Annotated in this window: 27 protein-coding genes and 1 tRNA gene; all 28 read right to left on the bottom strand. The window is 64.2% G+C overall.

Going from position 1 to position 24,052, the window contains the following annotated elements; all coding sequences use genetic code 11:
- Nucleotides 1-3: 3 nt before the first annotated feature.
- Nucleotides 4-4,128 carry a hypothetical protein gene (locus tag LX81_RS01450; protein ID WP_111535498.1) on the bottom strand — a complete coding sequence of 1,375 codons (4,125 nt, stop codon included), beginning with the start codon at nucleotides 4,126-4,128 and terminating at the stop codon, nucleotides 4-6.
- Nucleotides 4,129-4,157: 29 nt separating this feature from the next.
- Nucleotides 4,158-4,898, bottom strand: coding sequence for a hypothetical protein (locus LX81_RS01445; protein ID WP_111535497.1), 741 nt, complete (start codon nucleotides 4,896-4,898; stop codon nucleotides 4,158-4,160).
- Between the two features lie 72 nt (nucleotides 4,899-4,970).
- Nucleotides 4,971-5,357 carry a hypothetical protein gene (locus LX81_RS01440; protein WP_111535496.1) on the bottom strand — a complete coding sequence of 129 codons (387 nt, stop codon included), beginning with the start codon at nucleotides 5,355-5,357 and terminating at the stop codon, nucleotides 4,971-4,973.
- Nucleotides 5,358-5,367: 10 nt separating this feature from the next.
- On the bottom strand, nucleotides 5,368-5,901 hold the full coding sequence (locus LX81_RS01435) for an N-acetylmuramoyl-L-alanine amidase (RefSeq protein ID WP_111535495.1): 534 nt from the start codon (nucleotides 5,899-5,901) through the stop codon (nucleotides 5,368-5,370).
- A gap of 66 nt (nucleotides 5,902-5,967) precedes the next feature.
- Nucleotides 5,968-6,324 (bottom strand): hypothetical protein, encoded by a 357-nt coding sequence (locus LX81_RS01430; protein WP_111535494.1) that lies wholly within the window; start codon nucleotides 6,322-6,324, stop codon nucleotides 5,968-5,970.
- Nucleotides 6,324-6,611, bottom strand: coding sequence for a hypothetical protein (locus LX81_RS01425; RefSeq protein WP_111535493.1), 288 nt, complete (start codon nucleotides 6,609-6,611; stop codon nucleotides 6,324-6,326). The genes LX81_RS01430 and LX81_RS01425 overlap by 1 nt, the downstream gene beginning before the upstream one ends.
- 65 nt (nucleotides 6,612-6,676) lie before the next feature.
- Nucleotides 6,677-7,078, bottom strand: coding sequence for a DUF4376 domain-containing protein (locus LX81_RS01420; protein WP_170133814.1), 402 nt, complete (start codon nucleotides 7,076-7,078; stop codon nucleotides 6,677-6,679).
- Entirely contained in the window at nucleotides 7,071-7,469 is a 399-nt protein-coding gene (locus LX81_RS01415) for a hypothetical protein (RefSeq protein ID WP_111535491.1), read from the bottom strand. Before LX81_RS01415 ends, LX81_RS01420 begins: the two co-directional genes overlap by 8 nt.
- Nucleotides 7,466-10,363: a phage tail protein gene (locus tag LX81_RS01410; protein ID WP_111535490.1), complete on the bottom strand. Its 2,898-nt coding sequence runs from the start codon at nucleotides 10,361-10,363 to the stop codon at nucleotides 7,466-7,468. The genes LX81_RS01415 and LX81_RS01410 overlap by 4 nt, the downstream gene beginning before the upstream one ends.
- Nucleotides 10,363-10,776, bottom strand: a complete 414-nt coding sequence (locus tag LX81_RS01405; protein WP_111535489.1) for a GNAT family N-acetyltransferase — start codon at nucleotides 10,774-10,776, stop codon at nucleotides 10,363-10,365. Before LX81_RS01405 ends, LX81_RS01410 begins: the two co-directional genes overlap by 1 nt.
- A complete protein-coding gene (locus tag LX81_RS01400) occupies nucleotides 10,773-11,393 on the bottom strand; it encodes a hypothetical protein (protein WP_111535488.1) in 621 nt (206 codons plus the stop codon). The genes LX81_RS01405 and LX81_RS01400 overlap by 4 nt, the downstream gene beginning before the upstream one ends.
- The gene (locus tag LX81_RS01395) at nucleotides 11,390-12,016 is read right to left on the bottom strand and encodes a hypothetical protein (protein ID WP_146259375.1); all 627 of its coding nucleotides are present in this window, start codon (nucleotides 12,014-12,016) and stop codon (nucleotides 11,390-11,392) included. Before LX81_RS01395 ends, LX81_RS01400 begins: the two co-directional genes overlap by 4 nt.
- A complete protein-coding gene (locus tag LX81_RS01390; RefSeq protein WP_111535486.1) occupies nucleotides 12,016-14,442 on the bottom strand; it encodes a hypothetical protein in 2,427 nt (808 codons plus the stop codon). The genes LX81_RS01395 and LX81_RS01390 overlap by 1 nt, the downstream gene beginning before the upstream one ends.
- The gene (locus LX81_RS01385; RefSeq protein WP_111535485.1) at nucleotides 14,439-14,975 is read right to left on the bottom strand and encodes a gene transfer agent family protein; all 537 of its coding nucleotides are present in this window, start codon (nucleotides 14,973-14,975) and stop codon (nucleotides 14,439-14,441) included. The genes LX81_RS01390 and LX81_RS01385 overlap by 4 nt, the downstream gene beginning before the upstream one ends.
- Complete coding sequence (locus LX81_RS01380) at nucleotides 14,975-15,418, bottom strand: phage tail tube protein (RefSeq protein WP_111535484.1); 444 nt, start codon at nucleotides 15,416-15,418, stop codon at nucleotides 14,975-14,977. Before LX81_RS01380 ends, LX81_RS01385 begins: the two co-directional genes overlap by 1 nt.
- A 2-nt stretch (nucleotides 15,419-15,420) precedes the next feature.
- Nucleotides 15,421-15,591, bottom strand: coding sequence for a hypothetical protein (locus LX81_RS22060; protein ID WP_170133813.1), 171 nt, complete (start codon nucleotides 15,589-15,591; stop codon nucleotides 15,421-15,423).
- A 22-nt stretch (nucleotides 15,592-15,613) separates the two neighbouring features.
- A complete protein-coding gene (locus LX81_RS01375; RefSeq protein ID WP_111535483.1) occupies nucleotides 15,614-16,036 on the bottom strand; it encodes an HK97-gp10 family putative phage morphogenesis protein in 423 nt (140 codons plus the stop codon).
- Nucleotides 16,036-16,437 (bottom strand): DUF3168 domain-containing protein, encoded by a 402-nt coding sequence (locus LX81_RS01370; protein WP_111535482.1) that lies wholly within the window; start codon nucleotides 16,435-16,437, stop codon nucleotides 16,036-16,038. The genes LX81_RS01375 and LX81_RS01370 overlap by 1 nt, the downstream gene beginning before the upstream one ends.
- On the bottom strand, nucleotides 16,437-16,772 hold the full coding sequence (locus LX81_RS01365; protein WP_170133812.1) for a phage head closure protein: 336 nt from the start codon (nucleotides 16,770-16,772) through the stop codon (nucleotides 16,437-16,439). The genes LX81_RS01370 and LX81_RS01365 overlap by 1 nt, the downstream gene beginning before the upstream one ends.
- Entirely contained in the window at nucleotides 16,769-17,344 is a 576-nt protein-coding gene (locus LX81_RS01360) for a head-tail connector protein (RefSeq protein WP_111535480.1), read from the bottom strand. Before LX81_RS01360 ends, LX81_RS01365 begins: the two co-directional genes overlap by 4 nt.
- Nucleotides 17,341-17,640 carry a hypothetical protein gene (locus LX81_RS01355; protein ID WP_111535479.1) on the bottom strand — a complete coding sequence of 100 codons (300 nt, stop codon included), beginning with the start codon at nucleotides 17,638-17,640 and terminating at the stop codon, nucleotides 17,341-17,343. The genes LX81_RS01360 and LX81_RS01355 overlap by 4 nt, the downstream gene beginning before the upstream one ends.
- A gap of 64 nt (nucleotides 17,641-17,704) precedes the next feature.
- Complete coding sequence (locus LX81_RS01350) at nucleotides 17,705-18,943, bottom strand: phage major capsid protein (protein WP_111535478.1); 1,239 nt, start codon at nucleotides 18,941-18,943, stop codon at nucleotides 17,705-17,707.
- 11 nt (nucleotides 18,944-18,954) lie between these two features.
- Nucleotides 18,955-19,800, bottom strand: a complete 846-nt coding sequence (locus LX81_RS01345; RefSeq protein WP_111535477.1) for a head maturation protease, ClpP-related — start codon at nucleotides 19,798-19,800, stop codon at nucleotides 18,955-18,957.
- Nucleotides 19,787-21,094 (bottom strand): phage portal protein, encoded by a 1,308-nt coding sequence (locus tag LX81_RS01340; RefSeq protein ID WP_234822446.1) that lies wholly within the window; start codon nucleotides 21,092-21,094, stop codon nucleotides 19,787-19,789. The genes LX81_RS01345 and LX81_RS01340 overlap by 14 nt, the downstream gene beginning before the upstream one ends.
- Nucleotides 21,091-22,821 (bottom strand): terminase large subunit, encoded by a 1,731-nt coding sequence (locus tag LX81_RS01335; RefSeq protein WP_111535476.1) that lies wholly within the window; start codon nucleotides 22,819-22,821, stop codon nucleotides 21,091-21,093. The genes LX81_RS01340 and LX81_RS01335 overlap by 4 nt, the downstream gene beginning before the upstream one ends.
- Nucleotides 22,818-23,285, bottom strand: a complete 468-nt coding sequence (locus tag LX81_RS01330; protein ID WP_234822445.1) for a hypothetical protein — start codon at nucleotides 23,283-23,285, stop codon at nucleotides 22,818-22,820. Before LX81_RS01330 ends, LX81_RS01335 begins: the two co-directional genes overlap by 4 nt.
- Nucleotides 23,286-23,383: 98 nt before the next feature.
- A complete protein-coding gene (locus LX81_RS01325; RefSeq protein ID WP_111535475.1) occupies nucleotides 23,384-23,749 on the bottom strand; it encodes an HNH endonuclease signature motif containing protein in 366 nt (121 codons plus the stop codon).
- A 16-nt stretch (nucleotides 23,750-23,765) separates the two neighbouring features.
- Nucleotides 23,766-23,851: transfer RNA gene (locus LX81_RS01320), tRNA-Tyr, on the bottom strand.
- Nucleotides 23,852-24,052 lie beyond the last annotated feature (201 nt).

The following is a 24,052-nucleotide window of genomic DNA, read 5'->3' as shown; positions in this document are numbered from 1 at the left end:
TTATTAGGCCGTGGAATCGACGACGGGGAAGTCTGGGTTGCCGACGTGGTACGTCAGGGACCCAGCCGTGCCCGGGCTGCCGCCACCCGCCGCCATGCCCTTCGCATCGCCGTCGAGGTTCAGCACCGGCACATCCATGTCTTCCCAGAAAACAGTCCGGTGTTTCGGCGTGCCGTCCGGGTTCAGGACTTGCCCGGCCGCAAACATGGCTTCGACGTCCGGGAACTGGGGTACGCCCGTCCAGACGGCCCCTTGATGCCAGAGGACGAAGTTGACCCCGGAACCGCTCGGCGACGACATGAAGTGATGCGGAACCCCGTAGACCGCGAGCCGCCCGCCGTTATTCTCGACGCTGACCTTCTGGAGCGCGCCCCCCTCGACGGAACAGTAGACATCCGAGCGAACGCCCCGTTCATGCAGAACGAGAACGAAGACGTACCCGTTGCGCACGATGTTGTTGAACAGGGCTTGGCGCCCGCGGCGGACCCCGTCGTCGTCCAGCACTAGGTAGTTCACTGCGAGCTGTGTCGTGCCGTTGGTAATCAGGATGCCGCTATTGTCGCCCGCGTTGTAGAAGTACCGGGTGCCGGACGACGGGATCTTGCAGCACATGAGGATCGCACCGCGCTCCCCATCCGTGCCCGATAGCGGGCTCATGCTCCACCGGGCCGTTTGGGTGCTGGTCCGCAGAGAAACCTCCGTGGCCCCCGATCCAGCGCCGCCGCCGCCAGCCACGAGCCCCGGCGGCTTACCGGAGAACGCACCGGGTGTCTGCGGACCTTCGGGGAGGAAAACGCCCGCCGCGTCCCAGATACGTGCGACGGACTTCGTGACACGGCCGATCAGAGGGCTGTCCGGCTCCGGGTAGTAGAATGCGATCGCGTCGTCGGGGCTCCGGTAGCTCGTATCGAGGGTGTCGGCCTTTCGGAGACGGTAGCCCTCCGAGTGCGGAGGCCGGAGGACATCCTTGATGAACTGGCCTTCAAAATCGTCGCGCGGCGTGGGCAGGTTCGGCTGGTAATACGCAATGGTATCCTCGTCGATCCAGGAATTGCCCGCCGAAACGGTCCCGTCCGGTGACTTGTTCGGGAAAGCGTCACCCTTGTCGATCAGCGTGATGAACTGCGCGGCCCGGCTCCGACGGCCCGGCTCCGATTGACGGTTACTCCTGCCGTCGCGGTCACGGAACCCTTCTTCCTCGCCGATATAGGCATCTACCGCAGGCTCGCGTAGCCGCTTGCCCTCCGAGAGACTTAGGAGCACGTTTTCGATCACGCTCCCCTCCTGGTCGGGTCCGAAGAAACGATGGGTCGCGTAGTCGCCGAAGGCCGCAAGGCTGGTGATGTAGTGCCAGCCCCACCGCTTGATCCAGCCGCCCGCGCCGCCGCCGTAGGCGAACATGGACCAGCCGCTTTCGCCGACGTGGTTCCAGACGGACGTGATGGACATGGGGAAGAGACCCGACGCGCCCAAACGGCCCAAGGCGGGCTGCAGAACGCCGACGCTCTCCGTAGTCCAGGTAATCATCGACCGGCCTTCCATCCCGGCAATGCAGAAGAGCCAACCCTCCGCGTGGCGGCAGACCGCGTGCTGGTTGTGCTTGAAGTCCTTCGCCGAGTTTCCGACGATGGAGCGCGGGTCCGGCGAGCACAGAACGTCTACCCAGCCCCCGCGCTCAGCGGAGCAGTAGATCATGTAGTCGAGGCAGTTGTGGCGGTCGGGGTCGATCCCGGACATGCACTCAAGGTGCAGCGACGTGTGGTGGTGGCCGCACGCGGTTGGCATCCCACTCTGGCCGGGGCCACCCTCGTCGCTGGCATTGTCAGGCGCGGGGTTCGTGAACAGGGTTCGTAGCCCGTTACCGCGGCAGTTATAGATCGCGATGTGCGATTTGACGTCGGTGTACAGGTAGGCGTTATTGCTTGCCGCGATGCCCACGCGGGCGTAGCCGGTCTCGCTCGCGTTCCTCCACGTGGAATCGAAGTCCAAGTCCTTCAGGAACGCGTACCGGCATGCACGGATCTCCAGGAAGGAATCCCCGCCGCCGCCGCTTACCGTACTCTCGTCGTAGAGCACGTGGCTGTCCCCGGATCCGTATCCTTCGCAGAGGACGTTATCCATCTTGTCGAACTGGATCGACTTCTTGCCTATCCGGTTTGTGCGCTCTCCCCGGCGGATCAAGGCCTTGACCGGCGAAGACCAGCCCTTGAACGCGGCCATGAAGGCGTCGAGGTCGGTGAAACAGCGGTTCGTCGGCACCTCCGACGGAAAGACGCCCTGGTTGGAGTAGGCGAAAGCCGTGTGCTCCCCGGCGATTTGAAACGTGTTCGGAAGCGCAGCGATAGTGCCGCTGAGGACCTTCTTGTGACGGGCGCCATCGGCCCCCGTGTAGTAGGTCTCGTATTCCCACTGGTGGTCCTGCGGTTTCCACATGATGCGCGACACGCAGGGGCCGTAGTGGACCCCCTTGTTGTTCCCGAAGCGATCCGTCTGATATTTCCGGATCGTCCTGAAGGGTGCGTCCATGCTCGCGCAGGACCACTTCCCGCGGATTTGGCCCGTGACGGAGGACGGTGCGCGCAGTTCCCACTGGACGGCGCACGGTACGCTGACGCCGTTGACGTGGATGTCGACCTCGAGGTCCTCCTCCAAGGTCCAGGCGTCGAAATGCTTCTCGATGGCGTTCTGACCCCGAAGAAGCTCGACCTTGCTTCCTTCGGTCACGCCGTTCTCGATACGGGTTTCCGAGAAGAGGAAGTACCAGTCATCAGCCCGGATCGTGGTCTGGCCTGCGTCGTCGGTATCAACAGGGCTGAGCGTCTTGCCCCGATCCTTGGACGTGAAGAGCTGCCGCGAAGATACGGAATAGTACGGTGCGCCCTCGACAACCGGGTCGATCACGCTGATCAAGTTATTCCCGACATCGTCAGGCTCGCTGTAAATGTCGGCCATCGCACGCACGATCATCGGCCGCAGCGTGACCTCTTCCGCGATACGGATCGGAACGCGATCCGTGTACTCGCCCATCGAGTTCCAGGCGCGGTAACGCACGATCCCTTCGAACGCGGTCCGGGCATCAATTTTCAGGCGGCCCGGCATCGCGGGGTCGATGACAGCCCGCGTCGAGCTGGTATTGCCATCGACATCGAGCACCTCGAATTGCCGCGCGGTTCCTCGGCCCGCAGCGCGAATGTCCACGTAGATGTCGTCGTTGCTGCGGATGATCTCTACGAGGGGGAAACGCCGACGGCCGAGCTTGTTACCCTTCTCGGGATCCCGCTGCATGTTCTCGTCGTAGTCGAAATAGCTCTCGGGAGCGTCGATACCGAGCGCGCGAGAGGTGTTGATGCCCTCCGGCGGCGCGACGTTAGGGTCGCGAACCGTGACCGGAAACTCGCCGAATGCGCTGCCGTAGACGTTGCGAGCTTCGATGCGCGTCTGCACGCTTTCCATAGGCGTATCGTCGGACAGTACCAGCCGCCCGGTGAGCCTGTCGATCGTGGCGTTCTGTCCCGACAGGAAGAACTCGAGGTTGTCGCCGGAGAAGTACTGCGCCGCCTCGATCACCAGATCGCCTGAGCCGAGAGGCAAGAGCACCGAATCGAAGGTCCGGATTTGCTTTGGTTTCAGGTTCTCCGTGTTGCCCGTCAGGAGCGCGACCTTCCGCTCTAGCTCGGCGATCCTCGCGGCCCTTTCGGCATCTGCGGCCTCCCGTTCTGCGAGGAAACCATTGACGACATTCTGAATTTCTTCGCTGGAAAGCCCATCCGCCCCACGAAGACTGGCCAACCATTCCTCGACGGTGCCGGTAAAACCGTTCTCGCGGTCGACCTCAAACGCAGACGGACCGGCCGGCCCCCTGAAGACATCTGTCGAAGTCAGGTTCTGCCATGGCTTCTTGGTTTCGCCGTCCGGCACCTTCGTCCGGTACTCAATCTGATCAGCCTCGACGCGCATCTCGACGCCACGGGCGTCCAGTGCCGCGGAGATATCCGCAGGGACCCGAGCGGTATCTAAAAAATCCCGCAGGAAGCTACGAAGCACCGCCGGGGTGATCGCGCCATTCGTATTGTCGGCAAGCTTCTCGTCGAGATCGGTTCCGAGAACCGACCGATCCTTGGTGGCCATAGTGCGACCCTTTCGATGTGTGAGGTGTATTAGGCGGCGAAGCCTTCGGAGAAGCCCGAAGAGAAGCCCGGTTGTGGAGCGGTCCGCTTTGCGATCGTCGTCGTCACGGTATCGGGCACCTCGCCTGCGGCATTGCGTGCGACCCAGGTGACCGTGAGCTCGCCAGCTGGAGGCGCGGTAAGCCCGTAGGAGCCATCCATCTCGACAACGAGGTCGATCAAGCTCTCGCCGTCGACGCTGACGGCCGAAAGGGAGAGCATCGGCGCGGTACCCGCAGCAACGGGCGGCAGGAAGGTCACCGGACTACCCTCGACAGGCTCCGCAGGATCGAAACTCGCGCTCATCGTGATCGTCGGGCGATCAATCGACAGAAGCGTTCCGAGGATCGAGGGCGCGAGGATGATCTTGCCGCGCTCCTGCAAGATCGGGTCCTCACCCGGCAGCTTTGTCCAGATGTTGTAATAGAACGTGCTCGCCTCGGCGACGTTTGGCAGGTCAACGTAGGCCAGCCTGATCAGCGCGGCCGGAACCGCGCTGTCCGTGATCCATGCGACTTGTTCGTGGAGCGAGGCGTAAAACTGATGGATCGGCTCGCCGGCCGCCGAGCTCGCGAACGAGATGTAGATGTCCTGCTGATCCGCCAGATCGAGTGGCTGGCGCTGACCGTTCTGAGGCCGCACGAGGATCGTGACGGTCTCACCGTGGTGAAACTCGGTGATGTCGCGACCGGTCGTCTCGTACGGCCGGCCGTCGATTTCGATGATCTTCATGCGGCGCACCTTGACTGCCCGCCGACCGCAAGGCCGGCGATATAGAGGGGGAGACGATGGTGGGACAGCGCCTCAAAGGCGCGTCAGGGCGATGTTCTTTCGCTCGTTCGCGATGGCCTTCTGCGCGTATTGCTTAAGCTTCGGCAGCGACGGCTTGAAGCGACCGATGGCCTCTCCCGCTCCCTCACGCATGCACTCGACGATGTAGGCGATCAGCGCTTCGCGATCCCCCTTGTCGAAGTCGAAGTGCTGCCAGTCGCCATCTAGCGCGGCCTGGGCGGCATTGTTGGCCGCGACTGTCAGGTCGTCGCGCAACTTGTTCTCCCAGATGCCTCGGAGGATCGGAGGCAGATAGAGCGCGACCTGCCCGAGGATGATGGGCACGATGAGGACCCAGGCGTTGTAGATCGCGATCGCGACCACATCCCAGATATCGGCGAAGAGGGTAGACCAATCCATGCGAGGACTCCTATGCGGGGTTGGGCAGTTCGGTGAGTGCGGCGGTCGCGGCATCGCGGATCGCGGCCAGGCGCCAGCGGGCGACCTCGACGGGATCGGCGGATTCCGTTTTCTCCTGGTCGAGCCAATCGGGGACGAAGAACCCGGGGCAGCCTTTGTTGGCGTACTGATTGTGACCGCTGACCAGCAGGGCGCCGTACTTCGATCGCAGGTCGGCGATCACGTATCGCAGCGCCTTATCTTGCGCGGCGGTGAAGTGGTCGGAAAAGCGGTCTGTCGCGGCCGCGCCGTGCGCGCCGAACAGGCAAATTCCGATCGTGCCGGTATTGTGGCCCTGAACGTGCGCTCCGGTCCGCGTCATGTCCCGGCCGTTCGCGATGGTGCCATCGCGATCGATCAGGAGGTGGTAGCCGATGTTGGACCACTTGCGATCCTCGATGTGCCACCGGCGGATCTCGGCGACTTTCGTTTTCGTCGTCTGCCCCTGCATGAAAGTGGGCCGCGTCGCGCTGCAGTGGACGATGATCTCGGTGATGTCGCGCATACCAGTCTCCCATGCGAAAAGACCCCGCAGGCGGGGCAAGGCCGATGAATTGTTTGGACGGTCAGTTCAGCGCGGGTGGCGCCGGCGGAATTCGAGGATGCGGGAGAGCATCGTTCTGAAGCAGAGCTCCTTCGGTGGCTGATCCATCAGGTGCCGGACCAGAAGCTCCCGTCGAGCCTGCTGTACGATCAGCGCGAACAGCGTCGCTGCGGTAATTATCTTCGTAACAACGATCTGCCATGCCACGCTGCTGTCCGGAATCGAGGCGATGTTCCGCGACAGAAGTGTCGAAAGAACCGTGAAACCGATTGCGGCGAAACCTGAGGCTACGAACCTCGCTCGCTGCTGTGCGAACGAATGTGTTAGCCACCAGCAAGCCACGATCAGGATCACAGAGCTTACGTTATTCGCTGTGAGAAGCATCACTTCTTCTCCTCCTTCTCGATGAACCGCTTCCGAAGCGCTTGCACACCGGCAATACCGGCCTCTCCCATCAGAAATCCGGCCGCGAGATAGGCCCATGTGCCTCCGCCAATCGTTGCGTCGATCACATGTCCGACCAATCCACCAAGAAAGATTGCGCTCAAGGCTCCCGCCAGACCTTCTAGGAGCCGTCGTGTCCAGCTGGGCTCTGGGCGGTACACCGCGCGCACGAAAGCGCCCGCCGCGCCCGCTAGGAAGAGCGCGCCGATTTCAGTCGGCAATTGCATGTAGCCTCCATCTCCCCTTTCGACGCGGACAAAACCACGCTTCACGCGCTGGGGTTAGGCGCGGGTCACTGCGCTTTGAGGATCGTGAAGCGGCTGTCGAAGCGGCCTTCGAGATCAACCGAGCGGGGATCGGCGGCGAACTGGAGCTCCTGTGCGACGAATGTTTCCGCCTGAAAGCACTGCGCCACATGCCGAGCGACGGCGTTGGCGAAAGCGTTGAACTCGGCTGCGGTTTGGAACGTCACGGTAGAGCCGTCCGCCGCCTTCCACTCCACAGGGGCAGGGAGCGAACCGTTTTCCATCGCGGCAACCCGACCGTTGATGAGTGTCTTGCTCCTGTCGTCGGTTGCGTGCGGTACGCCTTCGTAAGTGATCCCGCCGACCTCGATCGACCAGCGGTAGGCGGCGAGCTCCTGGTAGATGCGCCGCAACCGCACAGCCTCGAGGCTCTGTCCGAATTCAGGCAAGGGTGATCTCCGCGTCGACGGGCATCGTAGGGAACGGCGGATCGATCCTGATGCGGTAGACCCCTGTATCCGTCAGCGTGATCGGCTCCGCATCGTCGAACGTTCCCGAGATACCCGCTTCGTTCGTGAGGGTCACCGTGGCGCCCGCGGGCGGGGTGTAGCTCCACGGTGCCGTCGCGGTGGCGGGGATCGCCGGGAGCGTCGGGCGGGGGGCGTAGGTGGGTATCAGTGGGCTGGACAGATCGACGTAGTGACCCGGCTGAGATGTCGCCAGGAGAACGGCGACGCCGGGATCGCCAGCATCCTGGACGTTCGCAATCTCGGGCGTGTCGGCAGTTCCGCTTCGCAGCTCTTCACCCGAGGTTTCATCATAGACGACAAAATCAGTCATACCCTCACCGCCAAAAGATTGATGACCACGCCCAGGATGTCCGGGTCTTTGGTTGGGCGCCCGCCGAGGTGCAGGCGAAGCACGGTCGTATCCGAGCAGGCTCTGAACACGCCGTTGAGAGAGGAACTGTTGATGTCGCCCGTGCCACTGGGCGCATAAATCCGGTAGGTGTTCCCGCCCCAGCAGTACCTGTCGCTACCCCTCGACACGTTCGCGACGAAATCATCGCCTTGGAGCGTGATGAAGAAGTACAGGTCGTAGGTGCCAGAAGCGTAGATCGAGCAATTCGACCAGTTGTTCAGGGTGTAGCTGAAGGTATCTGCGGTCGTCGCATCATCGTTCGGCGAGGGCATCACGGGCACGTCCCGCTTGGTGTTCTTGACGCTGGACGCCCCTCGTGTCGCTGCGCCCTTCAGGATGTTCTCGAAACGGACGCCGTCGATCTTCAGGATCTCGGTATCAATCGATCGCGAACTGTGGTGCCGAGAATACAGGCTTCCATTGGCGAGGATGTTGTCAGCCGTGAACACGATGGAGCTGATACGCTGCCCCGAGCCATCGGCGGCGATCAGGTCTATCTTGGCAACCTGATTTCCTGCCTGGGCTTGGATCAGGTACCCGGCCTTTGCATTTCCCTCCAGGTCAACGATAGCGTTGCCCTGAGTACGAACTTTCGCAGATGTGCCGTTCGCATCTACCTGAAGATCATCGAGCAAGACACCGAAGGCGCGGCTGGGTCCGACTTCCAAACCAAGGATGCTGTTGATGAACCCGGCGGCATTGTCGGCCCGGGTGCTGAGCCTAGTATCGACTGCGGCGATGGCTTGGTCCGTAGCGGCGCCGGTCAAATAGTTCTGCGTCAGGTTAGATGAGACGCCGCTGATCTTGTTGTTCAGCGTCGTGTTGACTTGGCTGATCTGTTCTTCCGTCAGACCGAAGCGGTCTTTGAGGTTGCCGACGAAATCCTCCGTCAGGGCATCCAGGTCGTCCCGGACCGCCTGCGCCGCATCCAGCTTCTCCTGAAAGATCGCGTCGAAGTCCGCTTCGGTGAAGCCCACGTTCGGCGCGGTGACCGCGTAGCGCGACGACCACGGCGTGCGACCGTTCTGCATGACGCGGCGTACCTGCACCTCGAGGTCCGCGTTCCGCACGATGTTGTCGCCAGTGACGATCTCGCCGTCGGAATACTCGGCATTCCCGCTCGTGACGATATCATTCGTCCCGGCCGCGAAGACCCGGTACGCGATGCGCCGTCCCGTGCGGCTTTTGTCCCATGTCATCTTGATGCCGGGCCGCACCGGGGTGCCGTCCTGCAGCTTGATCACGTGGGCCCGGACGTCGAAGCCCGGAACGACGAAGGTTGCGGGCCCGGTGCGGACCACGCTGCCCGAGACAACCGGCGTGAAATCGTCGGCATCGAAATCATAGTCGGAGGGATCGACCTCCGTGATGTCGAGCACGACGTCGCCACCCTCCTCGTCCGTCACCCCGTCAACGCGAAAGAGCTTGTCCTGATAGCCGTTGCGCGCGCTCGTCCAGGCGCCATAGTCTCCCGGCTCCACGACCCAGAATTTGGGCGGCAGGACGATGGTATGGCGGCGCGCCCGCCGCGCCTCGTCGAGCGCCGCCTTCATGAGACGCTGCACCTGCTCCTTGTACGGAACGGCGGGCATGCGCGCGGTCGTGGTCAGGCGGCGATTGCCGTCCTCCGCCTCGAGGGCGGGCCTGTATAGCGGCGGCGCCTCCTGCTCCTCGTAGAGCTGCGCCGGGTCCGGATAGACCGCCGTGACCGCGTTTACCGTCTCGGCCAACGGGAAGAACGGCGTGAACGAATGCTCCCTCGTCGTCAGCAAGTCGTCGTCGCTGAACGTGAAATCTGCCGTTGCGGGAGGATCACCCACCTGGAACCGGAACGCGCCCGCGACCTCCGAGAACCGCCCGTTACAGGCCGAGGCCAGATCCTTGATCGTGTCCGCCACTGGACGGTCGACACTGATCTGCATGCCGGACCGGTACCGCGCAGGCACCGTCGTTCCGCCGAATGCCTCGCGCTTGCGCGCATCGGTCCAAGAGGACGCGCCCGGGACCGGTTTGCGGCACTCCGTGATCGCCTTGTTCCAGACCGCCGATGGAAGAACGGCCTGGCGTTGCGGTCCGTAGAGCCATTGGCCCCCATAGCTCACGCCCTGCAGCAGCCGGTAAATCTGCGCGGCCGGCAGGTTGTCGGCGGTTCCGGTCGACCCGGTAGAAGGATCCTCGATCTCGAGGCCCTGCACTTCGAAGGAGAACGACGGCCGACCGTTCGGATACACGGTCGGATCGTAGTCGGTCGTCACGATGATGTAGGCGATGCCGCGGCCAACATGGTTTGCCGTCCATGGCCAATCCTCAGTCGAGCAATGGTCGATAAGGCGCTGATCGGCCGTCGTCTGTGTGCCGTCGTAGAACCGGAACCACGCCTTCACTGTGCCGTCATCATCGGCCAGTTCGGGGATCTTCCAGCCGTGCTCTTCGTCCCAGCCCGCGGACCCGTCGATCGTGCAGCGCTGACCGTCGATCCAGAGGCCCGTCAGCGCCTTCACCGGCAAGTCGCTCAGCGCGAAGACAGCGACATAGTTCTCCGTGTCGTCGTCGGCCCCGATCCCCATCGTCGTGTGGAAGACGAGCGAGGCCAGTGGTGCGGTGCGACCAACCACGAAGTTTCGCGCCACGATCTCCTGTTGCACCTGCGTCTGGATGCGAGCGCCGGGATCGGCCGGGACATCGGGGGCGAACAACGCTCCGGCGAGGGCATTCAGCGCGACGCCGGCGACGAGCTGGCCGACCGCGCCCGCCACGGAAATTGCGGCGGCGGAGGCGCCCGCCGCCGTTGCGATCGCGGTAAAGAGCGCCATCAGTAAACCCGGTACGCCAGTTCGGCGCGCTCGTAGCCGCGCCGCGCGAAGAGGTTTGCCGTCCGGTCGTCAAGACAGGTCACGCCGCAGCGCATCGCGCCGATCGCGCGCGCCCATGTCTCGTAGGCATCGAGCATTTCCCGCCCACGGCCGCGCGCCTCCGGCTCGATCCACCACATGATTTCCTGCGCCACGAGCTCGCCGGAGAACGGTGACGGAAGAGCGATGGCCATCAGGATCCCCTTTCCATTCTCGAGCATGAGGGCGCAGCCGTGCTCCTGCACGACGAGGGCATCGAAGGTCCGGCGGAACCGCGCGGGCTCGTAGGCGATCCAGGGCGCCGCGCTGTCGCGGAACTGGCGCGCCATTCGATCGACGGCAGGCCAGTCAACGAAGGTGGCATCCCGGATCATGCGCTGTCCCGATCGCCCCAGACGGGCTTCCTGTGTTTGATGGTCGCCGCGTAATCCAGGAAGGCGTCGCCTGGATGGCGCTTGCGCTGATCGGCGCTCGATCGTTTCGCGGAACTCGACCGCTGCAGCTCCTGTGAGAGGGAGGCACAGCGAAGCGTGATCGTGCCTTCCTGACCTTCGGCAGGCGTCGGAATGTCGGGGTCGTCGACAAAACCAATGAAGCGGCGGGCGGCTGGTTCGACCATCAGCTTGGTCCAGGGGTCGAATAGGCCGCGGTGGATTTCAACGGCGGCACGGCGCGGCTCCCATTCCCGCACGAGCTCTGCGACCGCCTGCGACATCAGCGAGAGCTGGATCGTGACCTCCTGCGCCGTCATGCCGAGGATGAGCGGGACTGATCCGAGCCCCATCAGGTCGCCGCTTCCGATGAACGTGCGCGTCCGGACCACGTCCTGCGCATCGATCACCTGTGCCTCGAGCGTGCCGACATCGTTCCACCATCCCCTAGCGGCGAGAGCGCCCGTGTCGCGGCGGCGGGCGGCAATCCAGACGAAGGATCGCAGGACGAGCTCTCCCGCGTCCAGGCGGGCTTGTGTGACCGCGCTGACCTGCCTCATCGGACCACCTGCGTCGCATCGAATTTAACGCGCCATCTCACGACGGAATCCCGCGGCTTTTCGAGGGAGCCCGGAACGAGCCGCATCTCGACGAAGGGCAGGTGCAGCTTGGCGAAATCCTCCACCTTCACGCTGACGCGGATCGCGTCCGTCACCTCGAGCCATGGTGAGAGGCCGGTGCTCGACGCCGTCCCTCCCACGGCGATCTTCAGCAGCTCGCGGCCCGGAACGGATGTCAGGATCGACACGAAATCCCCGGCGCTCAGTTCGAAGCCCGCAGGCAGCCCGGCAATGCGGATGGCGCGTCGATCGCTCCGGATCGCGTTCACCGAGCAGCCCGCCATGCCCTCGCCGGTCCAACGCGCAGGATCCTTCCGCAGCATGGGTACGGCGAAGAACGTCCTGAGCGCGCCGCCCAGTGTCTCGAAATCCGCTTCGAGCTCGTCGGCCTTAGTCTTGGGCAGTGGATCGCTTTCGAATGAGGCGTGCCAGAGAGCGGGACCAAGATCGCGCACCTGGGTATCCGCGGCGGTACGGGAGACCTCCTGGCGATGAACGAGCTTGAACTCGGCATTCGTCCAGCACCAGGCGGACACCATCTCCCTCGGGAAAGCGAGCGCCATCAGCGGACGACCTTGCGGATTGCGCCACGATTACCGCCGTTGCGGAGCGTCTGCATGATCACGTCAGGAAGGTTTCGCTCCATCTGAGCGAGATGTCTTTCAATGCGCTGCGCGGCGCCCTGATCGGCGCCAGGAGCGTTGATCACGGGCGCAAAAGAGACGTTCAAGTTTGGCCTCTCGTCGTTCCCCCGCAGAGCCGCCTGCGCCTGCGCCGTGCTGAGGATGCGGCCGTTCACGGCCGGCAGGAACGGCTCCGGACCATGCTCGCCGACCTTGTAGGCGCTCCCCGCTCGCACCGGTCCTCCGGCCGCCCGCGCCGGCATCATGGCCTTGAAGAGCCCGCCCAGAAGACCGCCGCCAGCATTCCCGCTTCCGAACGGGCCGCTGCTGAAGAGCGCCGCTTCCACGGCAGCCCGAGCGAACGCCTTGGCAACGCCGCCGAGAACGCCCTTCAGACTTTCACCCTCGAGAATGGTATCCAGTATGCCGGACTGGACGTCCGCCTGCATCTTGGCGAAGAAGTCCGCTTTGGTCGAAGCCTGCTCGTAAATTTCGGCGAGCTCTCCGATCGCCTGCGACTGACGGTCGATCTCCTGCGCGAGCGTTTCCGAGCTGCCGCCATACCGGGCGTCGAGGTCCAAGCCTCGCTTCTTCGCCTCGTCGAGAAGGTTGTACCTCGCCTCAAGCTCCGCGATCTCGGACTGCGTCTTCCCGATCAGCGTGATGCGCCGCTCCGCGGACGCGAGCTCGGCATCGGACGCGTCGAAGAACTTCTCCTCGTCCTTCTCCGCTCTTTCCTCGTCTCTCTGCGCCTTATTTGCGGCTTTGGTCGCAGCCTTGCGCCCACTCGACGACGATTTGGCGGCTGCAGATGCGGCTTCCGCCTCGGCCTCCCGCCAGGCGATCACCTTCTGGCGATAACGCTCTGCTTCCTCCGCGGCATTCACGTAGGCCCGGCGCTGATCCATCAGCTCGTTGGTGATCGTCCCGCCTGCCCCCTCCGGGATCACGATCTCCTCTTCTGCGCGGGCTTTCGCGAGTGCCCCGGCCCGCCGGACCGGATCGTCCCGGAACTCGTACTCGATCTTGGCGCGCTTCACGTCGGACAAGCCCTGCGCCGAGAGATTGATCGCGTTCTGCACCGCCCGGCCCAGCTCGTCCGCCAGACGCCCGGCTTCGCTGACGGCGCCACCGATGGCCGGGGCGATACCCTCGCTCGTGCCGAGAAGCTGCGAAGCCTGATCGCCGGCATTCCTGATCTCGTTGTAGAGGGCCTTTGCTTCCCCGTTCATGGCCTCGTAGGGGCCTATCGTCGTCTCGAGAATGTCGAGGAGGTTCTGTGCCGCATCGACGGCTTCCTGCGGCCCTTCTGCGCTCGCGAGCTCCGCCAGGGCCCCGGCCACCGTACCGGCCTGACCATAGGTGAGATCAAGCTTGGTGCTCAGCTCTCCGAGCGCCTCGTTCGCCTGCATGATCTCCATGACGCGCCGGGCCATTTCGGGGTCGGGGTTGCTCGACCGGTCGCGCGTTCTTCCGGCATACTCTTCGATCAGCCTGCCGTATTCCCTAAGCTCATCGGCGCTCGAGGACCCGAGATTGCCGAAGCTGCTGGCGATCGCATCCGCCGATTTCTGCAGCGCGTCGAGCGCGTCGACGCGGGTGATCTCCTTTAGCGCGTCGATGAACTCCCGCGCGGCGGCGGTGGCCGTCCCGTACTTCTTCGCGAGCTCGTCCGTCGGGATCAGAGCGCCCTCGGCCGCAGCTTGGTAATCACCCACGGCCTTCCGGAGCGTGTCGGCCCTATCGGCGAGGTCCTCGGCCTCGACACCGCTTCTGAAGAAAGAAGCGGCGAGCGGAATGCCGATGGCGACCACGGCACCGAGCACGGCGCCCAGGACCCCGAACCCGCCGAGGAGCTGCGGCAGCTGCTGGCCAAGCGCGACGGACGCGGCCGTGCCGGCCCCGACCTGAACCGCGAAATCCTGCAGCTGGAACGAGACGTTCTGAATGCCGCCGCTCATGCCGCGCGTACTGGTCGCCACCTTCGTGTTCGCCGCCGCCGCGCGGGTGGCGCTGCTCGCCACGCGGCCGTGCTCCGCGTCGAGAGCTTTCAGCGCGGCCTCGTACTGCTTCGTCTCGATGGCGCCCAGGCGCTGCGCCTGGTTCAGCTCATCGAGGGCCTGCTGGTACCGCTTGCTCGCCGCATAGGCTGGATCGTACTTGACCTTCAGCCGCTCCATCTCCGCCCCGATGACGCGGGCGCTGCTCTCCGCGCTTTGGGCCATCTTGCGGTTGCTGTTCGCGAACTGCTTTTCGATGCGCGTCGCAGAGTCGGAGCCTGCCTTGCGCGCCCGGGCCATCTGGTTCTCGAACTTGGCGAGCGACGCCTCCATGCGGAGAATGAGGGCGGTGTCGAGCTCGCTCATTTCAGCGCCCCGGGCTCATACTTGGCGAGGATTTCATCGAACTCCTCCTCCGTGGGCGGCTCCGCCTTCTGTGGCGAGGCCGCGTTGAAACCGGCGATCATGTTGACGAAATCCGCGTAGGACAGATCGCGCAGGTCCTGCGGCGACATGTGGAACGTCCGGCAAATCTGCGACGCCTCCGAGAACTTCCACGGCTCCGGCACCTCGGCGCTGTCGGTCTTCGCGACATCCTCGATACCCGTCATCAGGGCCATCAGGATCTCGCCCGCCAGTGCCGCATTGTCGGTGTAGGGATAGGCGTCGAAATGCGTCTCCATGAGACGTTTCGCCTCTACCCGGTTTTCGCCGCCGCCGATCAGCGCCATGCGGATGACCTGGTAGACGTCCGTCACGCGGAAGGTGCCCGTGGTGACGCGCAGGAAGATCGCGCCGATCGCATCTTTGCCGCATGCTTCCTCGAGATCGAGGACGCCGCCGAAGGTGAGCCGGAAAAGACGATCCTTCCCGGCCCATTCCGCGATCAGGTCAGCCATCAGGTGGCGTCGGTCCAGACGCGCTGTCCGGCGCCCGACAGGGTCGCGCTGAACGTCACCTTCCCGCTCGTCTCCTTCGAGAACTCGATGCTCGCGAGGTACGCAGGCAGGGTCCAGAAGCCGCCATTGTTGGCCAAGCTCTCGTCCATGATCATCTTGATGTTCTTCTCGGTGCCGAGGTCCGCCCATTCGCGCCAGGTTGGCCACGCTTCGGTCATGACCATGCCGGCGATCGTCGCCGCCGTGTCCTGGCTTTCGAGATGACGGATGATGACGGCCGGCACGTCGAGCGGATCGTCGCAATCAAGGACGGTGTTCTCGCCCAGATTGTTGGTCAGCGTGATGCCGAACGTGTTCGCGCCGCAGGTATGGGCGAAGGTCTCGGGAGACCCTCCGTCGCCCAACTGGATGATGAGCCGCTCCGTCTGTTTGCCCGTGGCCATGATCAGGCGTCCTTCTCGCTGGAGGTGTTCTTGCTGGCAGCCGCAGCGGAACCGCGCTCGATCAGCGCATTCGCGGTGCCTTGCGGCAGGTCGTACTCCTCACCGGCCTTGAAAGACTGGCTGAGAGCCGAGCTGATGCGGTGATAGTCGTCTTTCTTCATGATGATCTTCATGACCTGTTCCTCGGGTGGTTTCTTAGGATTGCCGGATGGCCTTGTTGATATTGCGCGTCAGGCGGGAACGGACGCGCTTGCGCTTGGCCCGCCAGACCGGGAAGAAGAACGGATTGGCCGTCATGTTCTTCGTCCCGAACTCCTGGAAGCGCGCGTAGAACGCGTCGCCGCCGCCGGGCATCTTGCCGCCCGCAAAGATCGTGATCCGCAGCTGCGACTTGGCGCTGCCTCCGACCGTGCCGATCATCATGCTTCCCTTGGGTGGATCGCCCCACGTCCAGTCGATCGAGATGAGCAGATTGCCGGTCTCGCCTACCGGGGCGGAGCGCCGCATCGCTGTTACTATCTCGTCGGCGTTCTGCTCGAGCGTCTCGCGGGCGGCTTGCCGCACCTTCTTCGGGATCGCCGACCACCGCGCATTAAATTGAGCCAATCCCTGGACCATCAGAGCTCCTCGATATCCGCCTCGATCGTCACTACCCCGTGGCCGGTCAGACCGTCCGCGTCGAGGAAAGCTCGTTGCGCCGTGACGCGCAGGGAGACGAGCGCGTGAGTGTCGAGCGCGAAATCCTGGCGATGCAGCGCGGCCTTCACCGCGTCCGCCAGCGCCGCGGCGCCACGGGTGCGGCCGCCGTCGACCACCCAGCAATCGATCTGCAGCGTCTCCGTCCGGCCGATGATGCATTCCGCATCTTCGAAGACGGTATCGCGCGGCCCGAAGGTACAGCACGGATACGCGTCCGGCCGTCCGTCGACGATGCGGTCCCCCACGATTGCCGAGACGGATGGATCGGCGATCAATGCTTCGAAGACGACCTTCTGAAGGTCTTCGGACGGCGTGGCCATCAGATCGCCACGCCGCTATCGACCTTGAGCCAGACGTAGAGGCGGTCGCTCAGCGCATCGACCTCGCGGATGTTGAACGCGAGCCCCCTTCGCACGTCACGCATCCGGTGATCGGTCGTGACGGCGCGCGAGGCCGCATGCGCCCTGATCCGTACCTTCCACGAGGCGGTGCCAGTCAGCCCCCCTGCGATTGTCGCCTCGCCGCCACGCTCGTAGATGATCTCCGCCGCGGCCTGAAAGGTTTCTTGCCACGATCTGTTCTTCCCCCCGTAGCCGTCATCGGTCTGATCTTCGATATCGAAGGCCACGCGCTCGTTGAGGCGCCCGGTCGTCAAAGCGGTATCCATCTGTGCCGCGCGATGAGCGCGCGAACGCCGAGCGGCACGAGCGAAAGGTCGTTCTTCGTGACCGCCTCCGGATGGTCGTACCAATGAAGAGCCAGCATCTTTATCGCCGTCTTCAGGGTTTCCGGAACGTCCCCCGGCCGACCGTATCCGGCGACGAAATCGATCGTCACGGCAGCCTCGGATTGTAGGAGCGCCGGGAGCGGGCGAAGCCCGTCGAAGACGACCCACGAGCCGAGCATGTCGTTCTCGATGTGGAACCCGTCCTCGAGCACGGCCTCCGAACCATCGGGCCGTCGGAAAGACACGGTCGCAGACGTCACGTCCGGGAGCGGGAGCTTCATGCGGAAGCGCCAGCAGCGGTAGGCTTGCCGCCAAGTCTGTTCGACCATGCAACGGCCTAGAATGCCGTCATATCCGTCGAGATAGGCAACAGCGGTCAGAAGCGCGGCCGTGATGAGCTTCTGATCGTCATCGTGGTCGATCCGGGCGAACGCCTTGACGTCGTCGACCAATACCGGATCGGCGGTAGGCGACGTCACCCGGACCGGCCTCAGCATCATTCGTCGCCTTCGTCCGTCTTGGACGGCGCGGCGGCGCTTCCGTAGGGCGTCGGATCGAGGCCCATACGGGCGGGATCGAACTGGACCATCGAACCCGATGGCACGTTCTGGTCGATCCGGTTCTGCAGCTTTGTTGTCCCCGCGCGGGCATCCTCGACGGAGGGGCCCGTGATCGTCGTGGCATCGGTGTTGACGTCCGACAGGGTGGTGGCGCCGGAGACGGTTTTGTCTTCCGCCTTGCCCGCGGCGCCCGCGGCCGCCTTGCTTTCCGCTTCGCTGTTCGTCTTGCTGGCCATGTCAGCCTCCATTCATTGACGTGAAGGTGACGCCGGACGGGCCGGCGCCACGATGTTCCGGCGATTAGCCAGCCATCTTCAGGACGCGCAGCACCTGCGGGTCGAGCAGCCCGCCACCGACGCGCTTGGTCGTGTAAAAGTGCACGTAGGGCTTGTTGGTGTACGGGTCGCGCATGACCCGGACGCCGGTCCGGTCGATCACGATGTAGCCGCGCTGGAAATTGCCGAACGCGATCGGGAACGCGCCCGCAACCATGCCCGGCATCGCTGCCATCTCCGTGATCGGATAACCCAGCACGGTCTGCGGCTGGCCGATCTGAAAAGACGGCTGCCACAGGAAGTTTCCCTGCCCGTCCTTCATCTTACGGATACGGAAGATCGAGGCGCGATTCATAACGAAGCGCGCGTCGGCCTGGTAAATGGTGGGGATCGAGCCCGTGAGGTCGATCAGCTCGTCACCCGTGACTGTATCCGCCGCCGCGGCCGTCACACCGGTTGGGATCGGGCCGTAGGGGTGGACGCCCGCGTTTGCGCCGCCGGTGACGTAGCTCAGCAAGCCGGCAGGCTTGTTGACGCCGTTTCCGGAGACGAAAGCAATGCCCTCCTGGTAACTGAACTCCTGCTCGACCTCGTCGCTCAGCCACTGCTCGAGATTGACTTCGGCGTCGTCGAGGATCTGCTGAGTCGTTGCCGGATTCGCGTAGAGCTCGCCAGTATCGTAGGTCATCGAGCCGAAGGTCGGGGTCGCCGTTTCGGGACGCGGCGCGGTCTCGCCGACCCAGCCCGATCCGGTGCCCTTCTGATTGACCAGCTTTCTAAAACCGTTCCCGGAAATGGTCTGGACGCGCGCGATCTGCCTCATTGGCGAAATCTCGACGAGCTTGTCGGTGATCGTCCGGTCCCACTCGACCGGCGCGAGATAGCCACCCTCCGGATCGGATCCCTTGTGCAGGCTCGCCTCGATGTCACCTTTCCGGAAGTGCGATCGGAACGCGGCGGTGTATTCCGGATCGCGCGGACCAGCGGACGACCCGCCATTGATCGACATGGCGGCGAGCTTGGCGTTCGCCTGATCGACGGCTGCCTGCAGGTCCGACACGCTCGAATTGATGCGGTTGAACTTCTCGGTGGTGACGACATCGTCGAACTTCGCGGCCTGCTCCTTGTCCTTCTCGGCCGCGGCGGCCTTGAAGGCATCCCAGTCCTTTTGCAGGTCGCCTAGAAGGGCCTTGATGTCGCCGGGGGCTTCCGCGCGCACGGCGACGATCCCGCGCGCACGCGCGGGGGTCATCGGAACATTCATCCTCTTTCCTTTCAGGATGCGATGGTGGAACGAAGCCCTTGGATCAGGGCTGCGATTTCGTCAGCGTCGTGCGTGACGGTCGGGACAGCGTCGCGCATGCCCCCTTTCGCTTCGGCCAGAAGCGCACGGCGTTCCGACCTCGGCATTCCGGTCTTGGCGAGCTGCGCATCAACGCGGCGCGTGGCATTCACGCCGCGGAGGCTTTCCGCCTTCGTCTTGTCTTCGTGCACGGCGTCGGCCGGCAGGTATCCGTCGGCGAGGCCGGCCGCGACGGCTTGCTCCCCGTTGAACCACGTCTCGTTGTCCATCCATTCGGCAGCCTGCACTTTCGTGGCACCGGCCCGGTCCGAATAGACGGTCGCCATGGCGTCATCGAACGGCTCCATCGTAGCCGCGGCTTCCGCGAGGTCGTGCCGGTTGCCAATGGCCACGACCCACGCGTTGTGCACCATCAGGAACCCGGCCTTCCCGATCTGGATGTCGTCGCCCGCCATCGCGATCACCGATGCCGCCGAGGCGGCAAGCCCGAGGATCCGCACCGTCACCTTCCGGGGGTGCGCGCGCAGGGCGTTGTAGATGGCGACGCCCTCGAAGAAATCGCCGCCCGGGCTGTTCAAGTTCACGATGACGTCGCGGTCGCCGATCGCGCGCAGTGCCGCGGAAATCCGCTTCGACGTCACGCCGCCACCGGTCCAGAAGTCCTCGCCGATCACCTCGAGGATCGAGATCGACTGATCGTCATCGGCCTCGGCCTTGATGGCGGCGTTCCACCGCTCGACCGCGTCCGCGTCGGGCTCGAAGGCGCAGACGGTGGGCAGCCGCTCGGCGCGGATTTCCGGAAGGTCACGAAGGCTCATTGCGATCCCCATTGTTGGTCTGCCCCATTGCTGCAGGCAGGTCAGTGCGCGGCGGCAGGTCCATCCAGTCGCGCGGCTCATCCGGATGTAGCCAGGGTGCATGGCCGCCAGCGCCGAGGCCCTTGGCGAAGAAATCGGCCTGATCCTTCATCGACCCGCGGAGCAGGCCCCCGGCGTTAAACTTTGCCTCGTAGACGTCGGCCTCAGGCTCGGTCAGGAGAGAGCGCTCGATCGCCTGCTGCCAGGCCTCGAACCACGGGTTGAGCCCGTAGCGCACGAAGAACTGGCCGAGGACGTCGATGCCCGACCCCCATGACGTGTCGTCGACATTGAGGAGCGGCCGCGGCACGCCGAACGGTCGCGCGATATCCTCGATCTGGAATTTGCGCTGCTCGATCGCCTGGCTGTCGCGGCCGGTGGCCGAGGCCGTGTCGAATGTCATCCCCTCTTCGAGGATCAGTGTCCGGTGCGCGTTCTCCGCCCCTTCGCGATCTGCCATGCTGGCTTGAAGTCGCGCGTAGGACTCGGGCGTCAGCTCGGCCGGGTGTTTCAACATCCCGCCTACGAGCATGCCGTTTCGAAAAAGACGGGCCGCTGCTTTCTCCGTCTGGATCGCGAGCGCGATCGCCTCCGCCGCCTGCTTTACCAGGGACAGCCCGCTGATCCCGTCATCGCTCAATCCGAAGCGCAGGTGAAAGATGTCCGCCTGCGGGAAGGTCTGCTTCTGGCGGTCTTTCCGCGTGACGACGTACTCGAGCGACCAATCGTTTCTCTGCCGAACCTCGACCGTAGATGGATCGAGGGGCACAAGCTGAAGGATCTTCCGGCCGCTCCGGACGATCAGCGCAAAAGCGTCTCCCTTTCGTCCGTCCCCAACCGCGCCCAGGGCCGATTGCTGCATGAAGGCCCGGAACTCGTAGCTGGTTTGCCATGCGTTGGGCCGACGATGCAGGACGCGGTAAAGCGGATGCTCCGTCGCCTTGCTCTTGTCCTCCCGCCTGTGAAGCTGCAGCGGCAGCATGCCGATTGCGAACGAGATCAGCGACACGCACCGCAGCACGGTCGTGTTTCGCATCGCCAGCTTCGGCGTGATCGAAACCCCGGCCTCCGTCATGGCCCCGAGGCCGCCGCGGATGAACTCCATGAGGTGCGGATCGCCAAATCCGCTGAACGCAGCGCCCTCGCCCACCATCGCCTTCGGAGCGGCGGGTTTCGTTTCAGCCGCAAGCCGGGATCGCCCTACGGCCGGGATCGATGTCGGGCGATCCACCACTCTCATGTTCTGGCGGCTCATACCGTCAGCATTCCACGGCGCTCGTAGACGCTCGGACCGCGCGCCGCTTCAGGGTTCAAGCTCATCAGCTGCGCCGCGTTGAAGAGGGCCATGAGCGGATCGATCTTCGCGGCGCCGGATACGGCTTTCGTTACGACCACGGCATTCCCCTTCGGTTCGGTCTTCGCGTTCCCGACGCACCACGTCATCAGCGGCTGATCCGCATGCAGGAAGGTCCCGTCGAAGAGCTTGAACTCCACCGACTTGATGGTCCCGGTCAGCAGGTATCCCTGCGAGACCGATTTCAGAGTGTCCGTCTCGATCCCGGCGAGTTCGAGTGCGTCGATGATCACGCCGACGCCGGAGGCGTTGTCGAGCCCGATGCCGCCCGCCTCCGGGATCAGCCCCGCATCCCGCAGCTGGACGCAGATCGCGACGAGCTCTTCGATTCCCTGCCCCGGATACGAGCAGATCACCAGGTCGCCCGCGGTCTCGAATGTCCGTAACGCTTCGACGATCTGCTTCTGCCGCTGCAGCACGGTTTCGTAAGCCCAGGCACGCGACCAGCTCAGCCACCGCTTCGTCGACCTTTCCCGGCCGAGAACGGAAAGGCCGAGCAAGTCGTCGAGCCCGCCCCCGTCGATCCCGATCGTGCAGACCTCGGCCCGCGCCATCAGCTCGGCGAGCGTGAGTGTCGTATCCGTCCCGCCGTTCCAGTGCCCGGCACCGACCCATTGCGACAGATGGTGTCCCATCCCGATCTGGATGTTCAGGTGCTGCGACGCCCAGCCCGCGAGCTCCTCCGCGCTCGTCTCTTTCGCCTTCTCGAAATCCGGGATCAGACGGTCGATCGTGATCGACCGGCCGAGGTTCGGCAGGACCAGTGACCAGTTCCGCGGATCCTTCCACGGCTCGCCCTTGTCCTTCTGGAACGGCTCCGGGAACTCGTACATCACCGGCATCAGCCGAACGTTCGACGAGACGACGCCGTCGCGGACCTTCCGCGCATACTCGAGCTCATCCTTGAAGATGCCGACCGGCGGCTCCTCGGATTGAGTCGTGATCATCAAAAGCAGGCTCAGCGGGTTCGTAATCATCCCGCCCCTGATCTGCCGCAGGACCCGGCTCGCGTAGCTCTTGGCTGCCATCACATGGATCTCGTCGAGGATGGCGAAGGCCGGAATACCGCCGGTTACCACCGCCGGGTCGAACGATTTCACCTTCAGCTTGGCGTTCAGCGGACGCCCTGTCTTCGGATCACGGTGCAGGTCGATGATCGTCTTGCGGTGCTCTTGGACCCGAAACCGCTTCTTCAGCCAGTCGTCGGCTTCGATCATGGCCTGTGCCTGGGCAAAGCACTTGTCCGCCACCTCCTGCGTCGGTCCGATGATCACCCCATCGATATTCGGGACGGTGTTCATCTGCATGGCGACGAGCCCCAGCGCCGCCGCGTTCGTCGTCTTCGCGTTCTTCTTCGGCACGAGGTTGAAGATTTCCCCGACCACGCGGCGGCCAGCTTCGCGATCGATTGATCCGAACGCCACCCGTACGATGTCGCGCACCCACTCGCCCGCCGCATCGGCCATTCGCGGCTGCCCCGGAATGTCCGGCACGCGCAGCTTGTCGAAGAGCGCCACGGCGATCTCCGCCATCTCCTCGTCCAGCACCTGGTCGGAGATCGGCGTCTCGCCCCGCTGCAGGCGATCCCACCAGTCCGGACAGGCGAAGCGGATATCGATCGCGCTCATTGCGGCCGCGCGATCCGGCTGTAGAGCGCGCCGTACTCGGCATCCGGATTGGCGGCCTCCTCGAGGCGGCGTTCCTTCACGCCCTTCGGCGCATCGTCATCGTCCTTCGAGGGCGGCGTCGCCGCGGCAGGCGCCGCCTTGTCCACGCGCTCCATGAGCCTCGCCACCGACGGCGTGTGCCCCTGGCGGACCTTCGCCATCAGAACGTCGAGGCACATGCCCTCGACGATCAGTGCTCCGCCGTGGAGCTCACGGGAAAAATGTTTCCGCAGCGTCTTCTCATCGCAGCCGATCGCATCGGCAATCATCTTGTGCGACCAGCCAGCTGCCGCGCGCACTGCGACAAAGTCCATGTTTTCCTTGCTCTGCGCGAATGACGGCCGACCGCGCCGATCCCGCAGCGGCATCACCGGATTGCCGAACAGATCGAGATCGGCCTCCGCCGCGGGATTTTCGTCTGTCACAGGAAAAAAATCTCCGATTGTGGGGAGCGCGGGTCTAGCCGGAACGGCCCTGCCAGACTTCCAACCACCCCCCTCCGGCGACGGAGGCTGGGTTGGCGCTACCCAGCGGCGCCCTTCTCGCGCCGTTGCTTCTCGCCGTCGTGCCAGGCCTTCGTGACCGACTGCAGGTTCTCGATGTCCCAGAACAGGACCGGGTCCCAGTGGTGCGGATCGATATGATCGACCGCCGGACTGTCCGAGGCCGGGTATGTTCCAAGCAGTGCGACCCCAGTCTGACGGCAGACGAAGCCGTCGCGGACCAGTGCCGCCCAACGGAGCTTCTGCCATCGAGCCGTGCCGTACCAGTTCGGCCGGATGCGGTTACGCTCCGCCAATCGCTCCGCCTCCGACGTCGGCGACGGTGCGCGCCGCAGCCGCGTTGCCGATTGCCCGAGGCGCGGCGCGGACTGCTTCAGTCTCGCCATGCCTCTCCTACTCGAATGGTGGAAGGGGATGGATTCGAACCACCGTGGGGTTTCCCCAGTGAGTTTACAGTTCGCCGCGATCGGCCTCTCTGCCACCCTTCCAAAGTCGGTGCGGGCCTTGCATCCGCTCGGGCGCCGGGTCGCTCAAACAGCCTCGGCTGCGAGCGCCTTCCTTGAACTCGGGGCTGCGGCGCTTTCCCATGAGGATCTCGTTGTAAGAGCAGGATGGATACTCACCGCCCCAAAAATGACGACGCCCGGCGGCATCTCTGCCCCGGGCGCTAGTAAGTCAGTCTAAAGATT

The sequence above is a fragment of the Palleronia aestuarii genome, assembly GCF_003253995.1.
Taxonomy (GTDB): domain Bacteria; phylum Pseudomonadota; class Alphaproteobacteria; order Rhodobacterales; family Rhodobacteraceae; genus Palleronia; species Palleronia aestuarii.
This window is presented reverse-complemented; position numbering and strand designations above follow the sequence as displayed.